Source organism: Micromonospora sediminicola (assembly GCF_900089585.1).
GTDB lineage: Bacteria > Actinomycetota > Actinomycetes > Mycobacteriales > Micromonosporaceae > Micromonospora > Micromonospora sediminicola.
On sequence record NZ_FLRH01000003.1, the window covers coordinates 3,658,715 to 3,671,254 of the forward strand.

Annotated in this window: 13 protein-coding genes; 6 read left to right on the forward strand and 7 right to left on the reverse strand. The window is 74.4% G+C overall.

Features of this window, described 5'->3' with window-relative positions; translation table 11 throughout:
• Positions 1–21: 21 nt before the first annotated feature.
• Positions 22–1,053, reverse strand: coding sequence for a nitronate monooxygenase (locus GA0070622_RS17420; RefSeq protein ID WP_245666380.1), 1,032 nt, complete (start codon positions 1,051–1,053; stop codon positions 22–24).
• A 72-nt stretch (positions 1,054–1,125) separates the two neighbouring features.
• Here GA0070622_RS17420 and GA0070622_RS17425 point away from each other — a divergent pair, with 72 nt between their 5' ends.
• The gene (locus GA0070622_RS17425; RefSeq protein WP_091574274.1) at positions 1,126–1,506 is read left to right on the forward strand and encodes a VOC family protein; all 381 of its coding nucleotides are present in this window, start codon (positions 1,126–1,128) and stop codon (positions 1,504–1,506) included.
• Positions 1,507–1,548: 42 nt separating this feature from the next.
• Here GA0070622_RS17425 and GA0070622_RS17430 read toward each other — a convergent pair whose 3' ends face one another.
• The gene (locus GA0070622_RS17430; protein ID WP_245666381.1) at positions 1,549–5,043 is read right to left on the reverse strand and encodes a glycosyl hydrolase; all 3,495 of its coding nucleotides are present in this window, start codon (positions 5,041–5,043) and stop codon (positions 1,549–1,551) included.
• Positions 5,044–5,310: 267 nt separating this feature from the next.
• A complete protein-coding gene (locus GA0070622_RS17435; protein ID WP_091574275.1) occupies positions 5,311–5,622 on the reverse strand; it encodes a hypothetical protein in 312 nt (103 codons plus the stop codon).
• Between the two features lie 96 nt (positions 5,623–5,718).
• On the opposite strand from GA0070622_RS17435, the gene GA0070622_RS17440 reads away from it, so the two are divergent.
• Both GA0070622_RS17440 and GA0070622_RS17445 read left to right on the forward strand, forming a co-directional pair.
• Positions 5,719–6,339, forward strand: a complete 621-nt coding sequence (locus GA0070622_RS17440) for an L-threonylcarbamoyladenylate synthase (RefSeq protein WP_091574276.1) — start codon at positions 5,719–5,721, stop codon at positions 6,337–6,339.
• Positions 6,340–6,415: 76 nt separating this feature from the next.
• Positions 6,416–7,990, forward strand: a complete 1,575-nt coding sequence (locus GA0070622_RS17445; RefSeq protein ID WP_176710504.1) for a Na+/H+ antiporter — start codon at positions 6,416–6,418, stop codon at positions 7,988–7,990.
• Between the two features lie 39 nt (positions 7,991–8,029).
• Here GA0070622_RS17445 and GA0070622_RS17450 read toward each other — a convergent pair whose 3' ends face one another.
• On the reverse strand, positions 8,030–8,962 hold the full coding sequence (locus tag GA0070622_RS17450; protein WP_091574277.1) for an NHL repeat-containing protein: 933 nt from the start codon (positions 8,960–8,962) through the stop codon (positions 8,030–8,032).
• A gap of 133 nt (positions 8,963–9,095) precedes the next feature.
• Between GA0070622_RS17450 and GA0070622_RS17455 the strand changes: the two genes are divergently transcribed.
• The gene (locus tag GA0070622_RS17455; RefSeq protein ID WP_425412769.1) at positions 9,096–9,761 is read left to right on the forward strand and encodes a S1 family peptidase; all 666 of its coding nucleotides are present in this window, start codon (positions 9,096–9,098) and stop codon (positions 9,759–9,761) included.
• A gap of 50 nt (positions 9,762–9,811) precedes the next feature.
• Positions 9,812–9,937: a hypothetical protein gene (locus tag GA0070622_RS33715; protein ID WP_425412770.1), complete on the forward strand. Its 126-nt coding sequence runs from the start codon at positions 9,812–9,814 to the stop codon at positions 9,935–9,937.
• A 10-nt stretch (positions 9,938–9,947) separates the two neighbouring features.
• Here GA0070622_RS33715 and GA0070622_RS17460 read toward each other — a convergent pair whose 3' ends face one another.
• A complete protein-coding gene (locus GA0070622_RS17460) occupies positions 9,948–10,280 on the reverse strand; it encodes a putative quinol monooxygenase (RefSeq protein ID WP_091574278.1) in 333 nt (110 codons plus the stop codon).
• Between the two features lie 38 nt (positions 10,281–10,318).
• Positions 10,319–11,287: a hypothetical protein gene (locus GA0070622_RS17465; protein WP_091574279.1), complete on the reverse strand. Its 969-nt coding sequence runs from the start codon at positions 11,285–11,287 to the stop codon at positions 10,319–10,321.
• Between the two features lie 175 nt (positions 11,288–11,462).
• Here GA0070622_RS17465 and GA0070622_RS17470 point away from each other — a divergent pair, with 175 nt between their 5' ends.
• Positions 11,463–11,768: a DUF1330 domain-containing protein gene (locus GA0070622_RS17470; protein ID WP_091574280.1), complete on the forward strand. Its 306-nt coding sequence runs from the start codon at positions 11,463–11,465 to the stop codon at positions 11,766–11,768.
• A gap of 21 nt (positions 11,769–11,789) precedes the next feature.
• Here GA0070622_RS17470 and GA0070622_RS17475 read toward each other — a convergent pair whose 3' ends face one another.
• Positions 11,790–12,533 carry an N-acetyltransferase gene (locus GA0070622_RS17475; protein ID WP_245666382.1) on the reverse strand — a complete coding sequence of 248 codons (744 nt, stop codon included), beginning with the start codon at positions 12,531–12,533 and terminating at the stop codon, positions 11,790–11,792.
• Positions 12,534–12,540: the final 7 nt, after the last annotated feature.

Here is a 12,540-nt window from a genome sequence, read left to right on the forward strand (position 1 = left end):
GCCGGGGCCCGACGGCCGGCTTCAGAGCGGGCGGGTCAGCTCCGCGACCAGGTCGGCGACCGGCGCCGCCCGGGCGCCGCGCCAGCCGGTGCCGGCCCACAGGTGCAACCGGTCGGCGTCACCGGCCCCGGCGGCGGCGACCCGCAACGGCCGGGTCAGGTGGTGCAGCGCCGGATAGCCGAGCGGGGCCGCCGCGTCGTGCCGCTCGACGAAGCGGTTGCGCAGCGCCCGCGCGGGACGGCCGGTGAACGCGCGGGTGACCACGGTCCGGTCCCGGGCCGGGTCGCCGAGCGCGTCCCGGTGGGTCCGCCCGGTGCCGCTCTCGTCCGCCAGCAGCAACAGCGTGCCGACCAGCACCCCGACCGCGCCGGCGGCGAGCGCGTCGGCGACGTCCCGCCCGCCGCCCACCCCGCCCGCGGCGAGGACCGGCAGCCCGGTGCGTCCGGCCACCTGCCGGACCAGGTCCGGCAGCGGACGCGGCGCGGGTGGGGCCGCCGGGGTGAACGTGCCGAGGTGGCCGCCGGCCGCCCCGCTCTGCGCCACCAGCCCGTCCACCCCGAGGTCGGCAGCGGCCGCCGCCTCCTCCGGCCCGGTCACGGTGACCAGCACCCGGCTGCCGGCCCGGCGCAGGTCCCGGACCACGGCTGCCGGCGGTGGGCCGAACGTGAAGCTGACCACCGGCACCGGTTCGCGGCGCAGCAGGTCGAGCTTGCCGTCCCAGTGGTCGTCGTCGGCGACCCGGTCGGCCGTCGCGAGGTCCAGGCCGTAGGGCGCGCCCTCGGGCGCGATCCGGTCCGCGTAGCGGCGGAACTCCGCCTCCGTGACCGGCACCGGGGTGGGCACGAAGACGTTCACCCCGAACGGGTGGCCGCCGGCCCGCAACTCGGCGATCTCCGCCGCCACCGCCTCGGGGGTGCGGTAGCCGGCGGCGAGGAAGGCGAAGCCGCCGGCCGTACCCACCGCCGTCGCGAGCCGGGTGGTGGACGGCCCGCCGGCCATCGGCGCCGCCACCACCGGCAGGTCCACCCCGAGCAGATCCCGAATTCCCGTCACCGCCCCAGTCTGCCGCCTCCGCGACCCGGAACCGGGGCTGCCGGCGGGAGCGGTCGTGGTTAGGCTCGGGCGATGCATCGATCCCGGCTGTACGCCCTGATCATCGACGCGCCCCAGAAGTCCGCGGGGGAGGTCACCGCGTTCTGGTCCGCCGCGCTCGGCGCCGACGTCCGCACCCACCCGAGCGAGCCCGAGTTCACCGGCCTGGCCGACGTGGTGCCGGGTCTGGTCACCGCCGTGCAGGCGGTGGACGACGCGCCCCGCCACCACCTCGACATCGAGACCGACGACGTGCCGGCCGAGGTCGAGCGGTTGCGGGGGTTGGGCGCCATCCCGGTCTCCCGGTGGCAGGACTGCCACGTGCTGCGGGCGCCGGGGGGTCACCTGGTCTGCGTGATCCCGGTGGCCAGCGACCCGGAGCTGTTCGCGTCGACCGCCACCCGCTGGCCGTGAGGCCGGCGCCCCGGCCGGTGAGGGCCGGGGCGCCGGAGCCGGTCAGGCGGTGTAGGGCAGGGTGACCGTCGAGCGGTCCCCGGTGCCCAGTGTGGTGGCGCCGGCGCCGATGGCGTTCCACACCTCCACGGTCACCGTGCCGCCGGCCAGGTCACCGAGCGTCCCGACGCCGGAGAGCAACCCCCGGGCCTGGGTGTAGTGCTCCCACCCGGACACCGGGTCGGTGGCGAAGTACTGGTACGTCTCCACCCGGTCGGCGGTGCCGTCGCCGGTCAGGTCGTAGGAGACCCGGACGTGGGTGCCGTTGCCGACCGTCGTGCCCGCGTCCAGCAGCAGGTCGAACCGGGTCGCCTGGCCGGTGTAGCGGGCGGTCAGACCGGAGGCGGTGAACCGCAGCGGTTCCCCGCCCGTCGCCGGGACGGTCACCGTGGCCGACGCGCCGGCCGCGCCGGCCAGGCCGGCCGGGCCGACCAGGTGACGTTCCGCGGTGAATCCGCCCGACGCCGGCGGCGTCGTGGTGGCGGTGCTCCCGGCGTACGGCAGCACCAGGCGGGACGCGTCACCGATGCCGAGCGTGGTGGGCCCGGAGCCGATGGCGTTCCACACCTCGATCCGGACCGTGCCGCCGGACAGGTCGCCCAGCGTGCCGGTGGCCGAGGTGAGGCCCTGCGTCTGCCGGTAGTGCTCCACGCCGGTGACCGGGTCGGTGGCGTAGTACCGGTAGGTCTCCACCCGGTCGAAGCTGCCGTCGCCGGTGAGGTCGTAGGAGACCCGGGCCTGGACCCCGTTGCCGACCGCGGTGCCCGCGTCGACGGCCAGGTCGAACGCCGTGTTCCCGCCGGTGTACGTGCCGGTCAGCCCGGTGGCGGTGAAGACCTGCGCGTTGGCCGGCGCGCCGTCGTGGTTGCCGTTGGCCGCGGCCACCGTGACCGTGCCGGCCGGGCCGGCGGCGTCGCCCAGTGCCCCGCCGGAGCCCAGGTAGCGGGTCGGCTCCAGCGCCGGCGGCGGGGTCGTCGGCGTCGGGCTCGGGGTGGTCGGCGTCGGGCTCGGGGTGGTCGGCGTCGGCGTGGGGGTGCTGGGCGTCGGGGTCGGCGTCGACGTCGGCGGGGGACCGGTCGGCACCGTCACGCCGCCGGTGGCGCTGCCCCCGCTCCAGGTGTACGCCCCGGAGGTGACGGTCTTCCCGGCCGGCACCGCCAGCGTGGTGCCGTCGGAGAACGTGACCGTCAGCGGCGCCGCGGTGATGTTCGACGCCACGTACGTGCGCTCGGTGCCCGTGCGGAACACCTTCGCCAGCGGGTGGTTCGCGGTGACCGAGGTGTCCACCGTGCCGAGCGCGGCGAGGTTGCGGATCCAGTGGAACGTGTGCGCCTTGCTCTCGCCCTCCTCGCTGGCGAAGGTGCTGTTGGCCCGGAAGTTGCGCAACGCCTGCTCGCCGTCGCCGAGGGCCAGGAACTCCCAGATGATGTCCTGCCACACCGTCGGCGGGCCGTTCTTGTTGGCGAGCAGCTCCGCGTAGTTGGCCTTGACGTACTCCGGGTGGTCGCCGAGGTAGAGGTGACCGCCGGTGATCGGCAGCATGTTGATGCCCTGGATCATCTCCGGCGCCGAGGAGAACCAGGTGGCGTACGCGCCGCCGTCGCCCCACACCATGCCGACGGTCTTGTGGCCGAAGGCGGCCGGGAAGTTCTCGTCGTGCACGTCGAACCAGTACTCGGAGATGGCCGCCGACTGGGTGGTCCACAGGTAGACGCCGGCGTCACGGACGGCGGTGTTCCCGGTGGCCTGACCCCACTGGATGAGCGCGTTGGCGAAGTTCATGCCCTCCGAGGAGGACTCCTGGTTGTTGCCGGCGAAGAACGGCGCCAGGCCGGAGGCCCAGTCGTGGCCGGCGTAGATGTCGAAGTCCCGCAGGTAGGGGAACCGGTTGTCGGCGCGGTCGTAGTTGTTGGCGTCGCGGATGAGCAGGTCCACCATGCCGCCGTAGCGGGTGTCGTCGGCCCAGCCCGGGTCGAACTTGGCGACCGTGGCCGCGGCGGCGACGAAGTAGCCGTAGTGGAAGTGGTGGTCGTTGAGGTCCTCGTCGGAGCCGTACGAGGCGGGGTAGCCGATGAGCGTGCCCCAGTTGCGGTCGTAGTAGAACAGCTGGCCGGTCTCGCCGGAGCTCGCGGTGAGCCAGTTGGTCAGCCGCGCCTTCATGGCGGTCACCGCCGCGTCGCGGACGGCGGTGAGGCCGAGCTGGTCGGCGATCTCGGCGATCCGGGCGGCCCGGCCGAGGCCCTTGCCGGCCCAGTAGGTGTCGCGTCCGCTGATCCCCTCCGGGTTGGCCAGTTCGGCGTTGAGGTAGTTGGTGACGGTGGTCAGGTCCGCGCCCGTCGCGTCACCCACCGCCGGCACCTCCGGCAGCACGCCGGTGTAGCGCATCGAGGTGGTGAAGGACGGCACCCCGACCAGCACCCGCATGGCGCCGCGCGCGGAGACGTACGTGCCGGTGATCGGGGTGGCGCCGGTGAGGCTGCGCCACTGGTGCGGGTAGAGCGCCACCACCGTCTTCGTCTCGGTGCCCTCGCGGGGCGTGGTGGTGAACGCGTACGTGGTGCGCACCGTGCCGGCGGACTGGTCGTACGCGTAGCTCATCCGGGTGCCGGTGACGTGCGCGTGGGCGTACCTGCCGTACTCGTCGGCGAGGGCGGCTTTGTCCGCGCCGCCGGGCAGCACGGCCACGGAGAAATAGCCCTTGCCGGCGAGCGTCGAGCTGATGCCGGCGCCGTTGACGGTCCAGGTCGCGCCGGTCGGCGCGTACGCGACGTAGTCGTGGCCGTTGACGGTGAAGCCGATGGTGGCCCCGGAGTTGCGCCAGACCGTCGGCGTCGCGGTGGCGGTGAGCTGCGCGGCGCCGCCGCCGGTGACGGTGTAGTAGCTGAACGGCAGCCCGTGGCCGATGGTGGCCCGCATGCTCCGGTTGCCGTCGCTCCAGTCGGCGGTGACCGTCCAGTCGGTCCAGTCGGCGGCCTTGACCACGGGCGCGGCGAGGCCGGCCACCCCGACCCGGACGTCCTCGGTGTACGGGTAGTGGAACTCGCCGACCCCGGTGGCGGTGCCGCTGATCGCCGGCGTGGTGGTGTACGACAGCCCGAGCCCGTTGTTCTCGGCCTTGAACGCCAGCGGGTGGGCCTGGAGGTTCTCGCTGCCGCCGCAGTTGTTGCGCTTCCAGATCAGCGACGACCACCAGTCGTTGGTGGGGATCGCGCCGGCCGGGGCGTCCGCGGTGGCGAAGATCCGCGGGTTGGTGCTGACGGTGCCGCAGCCCTTGGGCAGCACGGCGCCGGGCGGCAGCGTCTCGGTGTAGCTGCCCGCGCCGACGGTGCCGGCGGCGGCGGTGCCGCCACCGCCGACCACGACGCCGAGCAGTCCGGCCGCGAGCACGGACACGGCGGCGAGGGCGACCACACGACGGGGGCGTCGGCGGGCGGGGGACGGAACCGGTTCCGGCAGCGGTGCGGCGCCGGGGGAGAAGTCCCGCAGGGGGAGTGTCATGGAGGTCCCCTTCAGAGGAGAAGGCGGGGTACGGGTGGTGGTCCGATGGTCGAGAGAGCGCTCTCTTGAGAAGCGAGATTAGGTTCCGGTTACGCGTCCGTCAATGTCTCGTTACCGAAGAGAGCGCTCTCTCGACCATCCCCGACGCCCCCCGGTGGACCTCCGAAACGCCTCTGACCAGGGGCGACGGGAACAGCACGGCACCACCCTCCGCCGTACCCGATGCGGCGGCGGAGGGCGGTGCGCGGCTTTTGCGAGTTGCGGCGCTCAGGCGGCGGTCGCGGCGAGCCGGTCCATACCGGACACCGGCGCCGGGGCGATGCCCGGCTGCTCGCCGCCGCCGGTGCGGCGCGGCCCGGGCGCGACGGCCGACCGCGGCGTGCGGGCGGCGGTCAGGCCGAGCTGCGCGGCGTCCCAGGCGGCGCAGGGCCACGCGGCGCCGGCGCAGCTCGGGCTGGCGCACACCCGCTCCGCGTCGGGCTGGTGCGCGTCGGCCACCGCGGTGGCCAGATCCCACAGCAACGGATCGGTCACCTCGTCGGGACGGTCGGTGACGCGGTCTGTGCTGGCTTCGGACATGTTCGGTCCCCCCTGTCGTGAACGGCCCCCACCTGTTTCCGGAACCGGCCCCCGGCAAACCTGCGCCCGGCCCGCCACGGGCATAGGCTGGCCGGCGTGGCGAGGTACTACGACCTGCATCCGGACAATCCCCAACCCCGGGTGATCCGGCAGGTGGTGAGCCTGCTGCGCGACGACGGGGTGATCGTCTACCCGACCGACTCCTGCTACGCGTTGGGCTGCCGGCTCGACAACCGGGCCGGCGTGGAGCGGATCCGGGAGATCCGGCGGCTCGACGACCGGCACCCGTTCACGCTGGTCTGCGCCGACTTCGCCCAGCTCGGCCAGTTCGTCAAGCTCAGCAACGCCGTCTTCCGGCAGGTGAAGTCCGTCATCCCGGGCAGCTACACGTTCATCCTGCCGGCGACCGCGGAGGTGCCCCGCCGCTTGCAGGACCCGCGCCGACGGGTGGTCGGGGCTCGCGTGCCGAGGCACACGGTGACCCAGGCGCTGCTCGCCGAACTGGGTGAGCCGCTGCTCTCCAGCACCCTGCTGCTGCCCGGTGAGGAGGAGCCGATGACCCAGGGCTGGGAGATCAAGGAGCGGCTCGACCACCTGGTCGACGCCGTGGTCGACGCCGGCGACTGCGGGCTCGAACCCACCACCGTGGTCGACCTGTCCGGCCCGGAGCCGGAGATCCTGCGCCGCGGCGCCGGCGACCCCGCCCGCTTCGAGTAGCGATCGGCCCGTTCCGCCCCGCCGGACCCGCCTCGTGCGGCACGGTGGACCCGGCGGACGGTGACGGGGGTACGGCGTGGACGCACTCGTGCTGATCACGGTGCTCGGCGTCACCGTGCTCGTCGGCACGACCATCGGCGGCCGCTACAGCGTCGCCCCGCCCGTGCTGCTCATCTCCATGGGCGCGCTGCTCGGGCTGCTGCCGCCGTTCGACAACGTGGTCCTCGAGCCCGAGGTCGTGCTGGTGCTGTTCCTCCCGGCGATCCTCTACCGGGAGAGCCTGGTGACCAGCCTCCGGGAGATCCGGGCCAACCTCGCGGTGATCGTGGGGCTGGCCGTCGCGCTGGTGATCATCACGATGGTCGCGGTCGCGTACGTGGCGCAGGCCCTGGGTGTCGAGCCGGCCGCCGCCTGGGTGCTCGGCGCGGTGCTGGCGCCCACCGACGCCGCCGCCGTCGCCGGCCTGGCCAAGCGGATGCCGCGCGGCATCCTCACCACGCTGCGCGCGGAGAGCCTGGTCAACGACGGAACGGCGCTGGTCCTGTTCGCGGTGACGGTCGGGGTGATCGCGGGCGGGACGGTGCCCGGCCCGTTGGTGCTCACCGGAGAGTTCGTCGGCAAGTCGCTCGGCGGGGTGGCCGCCGGGCTGCTCGTCGGCGGGGTGGTGGTGCTGATCCGCAAGCACGTCGACGACCCGATGCGTGAGGGCGGCCTGAGCATCCTCACCCCGTTCGTCGCGTTCCTGCTCGCCGACGCGGTACGCGCCAGCGGGGTGCTCGCGGTGGTCGTCTCCGGGCTGCTGCTGTCCTACGCCGGTCCCCGGGTGATCCGGGCCCGCTCCCGGGTCACCGCGTACGCGTTCTGGGACCTCTCCACCTTCATGATCAACGGCAGCCTGTTCGTGCTGCTCGGCATGCAGGTGCCCCGCTCGTTGCGCAGCATCACCAGCCACTCGCCGATGGCCTCGCTGGGCATCGCGGTGCTGGTCGCCCTGGTCGTGGTGGTCACCCGGCTGGCCTGGGTGCACCTGTCGGTGACCGCGCTGCAGCGCGTCGACCGGCGGGAGTCGCGGCGGTCCCGTCACTTCGACGCCCGGATGCGGACCGCCGCGGGCTGGGCCGGCTTCCGCGGCGCGGTCTCCCTCGCCGCGGCGCTGGCCGTGCCGGTCACCATGCACGACGGGACCCCGGTGCGCGAACGTGACCTGATCATCTTCGTCACCGTGGTGGTGATCGTGCTGATCATGGTGGTGCAGGGCACCACGCTGCCGGCGGTCGTCACCTGGGCCGGCCTGGTCGGCGACCGGGAGCGCGACCACGAGGTGCGGTGGGCCCGGATCCGGGCCACCGAGGCGGCCCTGGAGGCGCTGCCCCAGGTCGCGGCCGAGCTGGGCGCCTCGTCTGACACGGTGGACCGGCTCCGGTCGGACTACGAGGACCACCTCGCCGACGTCCGGCGGCCGCCCGACGAGGCGACGGGGGAGGAGCGGGAGGCAACCCGCAGGTTGAAGCTGGAGTTGCTGGACCGCAAGCGGCGGGAGGTCACCCGGCTGCGCAACAGCAACCAGATCGACGACGCGGTGCTACGGCAGCTCCAGGCCGGCGTCGACATCGAGGAGATCCGGCTGCTCGGCCCCGAGGTGGAGGACTGAGCCGGACGGCCGCGCCGGACCGGCGCGGCCGCCGGTGGCTCAGCGCCCGTCGATCGCGACCACCGTGTACGGCGTGGTCGGCGTCGGCGGCGTGGTGAAGCGGGCGTTGGGCAGGTAGAGCCGGCCCAGGGCGGCGGCGACCGTGGTCGGCACGTCGAAGTCCGGATCGGTCAGGATCCGCCGCACCGTGCCGGCGGTGCCGGTGCGGTTCAGCTCGACCAGCGCGACCTGGTTGAGCCGGTTCTGCACCACGACCAGCGTGCGGCCGAGCAGCAGCAGGCCGTCACCGTTGTCGAACCGGTGCCCCGGCACGTCGACGGCGGTGGTGACGCCGGTGGCCGGGTCGACCCGGAACAGGGTGCCGGTGTTCGACTGCACCACGATCAGCGCCCGCCCGTCCGGGGTGGGCGCGATGCCGTTCAGGTTGACGCCGGTGCCGCTCTGCTGGAAGTCGCCGGTGAGCCCGAGCGTGGTGAACCCGTCGGCCGGCGGCAGCGCGCCGCCGTGCCCCAGCGGCAGCCGGTGGAGCACCGGTCGGTTCGAGTCGGTGAACCAGGCGGCGTCCCGGGTGAGCACCACGTCGTTGACGAACGTGGGGGCGCTCGCGAACTGGTAGCGGGCGAGGACGGCGCCGGTCCGGGCGTCGACCACCCGCGCGTCCCCGGCGGTGCCGCCGGCCACGAAGAGCCGGCCCCGGGGGTCGACCTTCAGGCCCAGCGACGGGGTGCCGGTGGGCGGGCTGAGTCGGGCGCCGGCGCCGGTGACCAGGTCGGCGCGGTAGATCTCGCCGGTGGCCCGCGAGCCGAGGTAGGCGTACCGGCCGGCGGCCGCGATGCCCTCCGGCTGGAAGCCGTCCGGCAGCGCGAGGACGGTCGGCCGGCGGTCGTGGGCGGCGGCGGGGGTGGGGGCGACGGTGCTGACGAGCGCGGCGGTCAGGGCGACGCCGAGGGCGGCGCGGATGCGTCGGTTCACTGTGCACCTTCCGGGTCGACGGTGGGGCCGGAACCCGCCCCACTGTACGTTCGCCGACCGGCGCTTGAACGGATGCGGCCCGGGGGTCGATGCTTGACGGCATCGACCGACAACAATGAGAGAGGTGCCCCGGATGCGCCGACCCACGCTCCTCGCCCTCGTCCTGACCGCCCTGCTGGCCGCCACCCCGGCCGCCGCCCGGGCCGCCGCGGCCCCGCACCCCGACCCGGGGGCGCTCGCCGCGATCCGGACCGCCGGCACCGCCTGGGGGCACGACCCCGCCACCGGCCGCCCGGCCGTCACCGTCGACGACACGGTACGCGGGCCCGCGCTGGCCGCCGTGCGCCGCGACGCCGCGCGGGCCGGGGCGGTGCTGCGCCACGAGCCCGGCCGGCTGCGCACGCTCATCGCCGGCGGTCAGGCGATCTACGGCGGCGGCGGACGCTGCTCGCTCGGCGCGAACGTGCGCAGCGGCAGCACGTGGTACCTCGTCACCGCCGGGCACTGCACGAACCTCGCCGGCACCTGGTACGCCGACAGCGCCCGCACCACGGTGCTGGGCAGCCGCGCCGGCAGCAGCTTCCCCGGCAACGACTACGGCGTGGTGCGCTACACCGGCACGGTCGCGCACCCGAGCGCCGTGTACACCCACCCGGGCCAGGTCACCGTCTACGGCGCCGGCTCCGCGTACGTCGGGCAGGCGGTCTGCCGCAGCGGCGCCACCACCGGCGTGCGGTGCGGCACGGTGACCGGGCTGAACCAGACCGTCAACTACGCCGAGGGCGCGTCAGCGGGCTGATCCGCACGAACATCTGCGCCGAGCCCGGCGACAGCGGCGGCCCGCTCTACGTGGCCGCCACCGGCACGGTCCTCGGGATCCTCTCCGGCGGCAGCGGCAACTGCACCAGCGGCGGGACCAGCTACTACCAGCCCATTCTGGAGATCCTCGCCGCGTACGGCCTGAGCATCCCCTGACCGGCGCGGCTCACTCGTCGCCGGGCACGGCCATCTCGCCCAGGCGGGACCAGTCCTGCTGTGGCACGGTCGCGTTGACGATCCGCGGCGTCTCGGCCAGGTGCGGCGGCAGCGTGCGCTGCGCCTCGCGGAAGTGCGCCGACTGCACGTGCGCCGCGCCGGCCGCGTCGTCGCGGAACGCCTCGACCAGCACGTACTCGGTCGGGTCGTCGAGACTGCGGGACCAGTCGAACCACAGGCAGCCGGGCTCGGCCCGGGTCGCCTCGGTGAAGTCGGCGGCGATCCGCGGCCAGGTGTCGGCGTCCTCCGGGCGGACCCGGAACTTGGCGGTGATGAAGATCATGGCCTCAGGCTACCCAGGTCGGGTGGCCGACGCGCGGGTCAGCCCTTCGTCGCCGACCCCAGCAGCTCGGCCGCCCGGCGGTCCGCGAAGGCGGTGACCGCCTGCTGCCCGGCGCCGAACACGATGGCCACCCCGAGCAGCGCGGCGGTGCTGTTCACGGTCGTCTCGACCAGACCGCCGATCACCAGCATGATGCCGACGACCGCCACCAGCGGGCCGATGGCGAGCTTCAACAGGCCCTGCTGGAACGGCAGCTTGTAGGGCAGCCCGCCGGACCGGGACGTGATCATCGAGGGCAGGGCGCTGATGAACGCGCCGAGCGCGCCGGCGATCAGCACGAAGAACAGCAACCGCCAGGCCGGCACGCCGGCGGCGTCGACCGGTGCCTTGAGCAGCCGCACGTCGTGGCTGCGCCACTGCACCAGCACCACCAGGACCTCCGCGACCAGCGCGAACACGGACAGCCCGAGCATCCGGTTGCGCAGCCGGCGCACCGACTCGTGGAACTCGTCCGACACGGAGTGGTAGCGCAGCAGCAACGCCTGGGCCTTCGCCCGGATCAGGGCGGGCGTCGCCGCGTCGGCCACCGGGTCGAGGTCGGTGAGCACCTTGTCGTCGGCGGCGAGGAACTGCGCCGCCGCGCCCCGGTACGCGCCCAGCAGGCCGACCAGCTCCTCCGGGGTCCGCAGCTCCACCATGGCCCGCTCGACCGAGTGGACGGTCTGCCAGGCGTACTCCAGGTTGCCGCCGCGCAGCCACTCGACCACGCCGCTGCGGCCGAGCACCGCCTCCACCCCGGACAGTTGGGCACGCAGCGCGGCGGCCCGGTCGGGATCACGCGCCGCCAGCGCGGTGAGCTGCTGGTACAGGTCGTCGAGCTTGGTGCGGACCCGGACCTGCCACACCGCGGTCGGCACCCCGCCGCCGGGCGGGAGCACCGGCCGGCTCGCCGGCGCCGTCCCGGGCTGCTCGGGTACGGCCTCGGGCTGGGTCTCCTGGTCGATCATCGCGTCCACCTTCCCCCACGCCGCGCGGCGTCACGCGCGACCCCTGCGACCAGTATCCGCAGGTCAGAGCCATGATGGCCAGAGCACTTCGGACATCCGACGCTGGTGCGCGCGGACGTCGACCCGGTCCCCACGGAGGACACCGTCGACGTCTACCGATCGGTAGCCTGACCCGGTGACCGTCTACGCCCTCGCGCAGCTCACCGTTCACGACCGGGCGCGCTACGACCGGTACGTCGCCGCCTTCCTGCCGGTGCTGGCCCGCCACGGCGGCCGCCTGCTCGCCGCCGACACCGCCCCCCGGGTGGTGGAGGGCGAGTGGTCGCACGACAAGGTGGTCCTCATGTCCTTCGACAACCGAGAGGACTTCGAGCGCTGGTCCACCTCGCCGGAGTACCGCGCGATCTCCCGCGACCGGGAGGCCGCCACCGAGGGGGTGGTGCTCCTGCTCGACGGCATCGGCCACGCCTGGCCGGCCTGAGTCCGCGCGGTGCGGCCGGTCTCAGAGCCGGTGCCGCACCCACACGTTGGCCTCCACGTACGCCGCGTGGTCGTGCGCGACGTCGACCAGCACCGGCGCCAGCGCGCCGGGCACGTGCACCGGGCCGCTGGTGTCGAACGGCAGGCCGGTCCAGCGCCGCCAGTCGGCCAGCGTGCCGGTGACCGCCATCGACCTCGGCGCGACCCGCTCGACGACGCCGCCGGCCCGCACGTGCACCCGCAGCCACGGGTCCTCCGGCAGCCCGTCCGGGCGCCGGCGCGCCGCGTACTCGGCCATCGGCACGTCCGGGACGGCTGCCTTGCCGCTGGGTCGCACCGGCGCCACCAGCGTGTCGAAGCCGTGCCGCGCGACGGCGGCCCGCATCGCCGCGAGCATCAGCGCGGACACGCCGCCGCCGCGCCGGTCCGGGCGGACGCAGATCTCCAACGCCGAGACCAGGTTGGGGGTGGACCCGGTGAGCCGGCCGAGCGTGGCCCGCTGGATCATCCGGTCCCAGCCGCCGTCGGGCAGCTCGTCCTCGGTCCAGCGCAGCGGCACCGCGTACGCCCGGGCGACGACGCGGTCCGGCTCGGCCGGGTCCACGGCGGCGAAGACGAACTCGGGATAGAGCTCGTCGGCGACGCTGTAGTAGACCGAGCCCATCGGGTCCCAGAGCATGAACGGCGGCCACGCGCCGTCGAAGCCGTCGTCGAGCAGCGGCGCGAGGTCGGGACGCTCGGCCAGGGTCATGATCGTCAGAGTCACGGCGGGC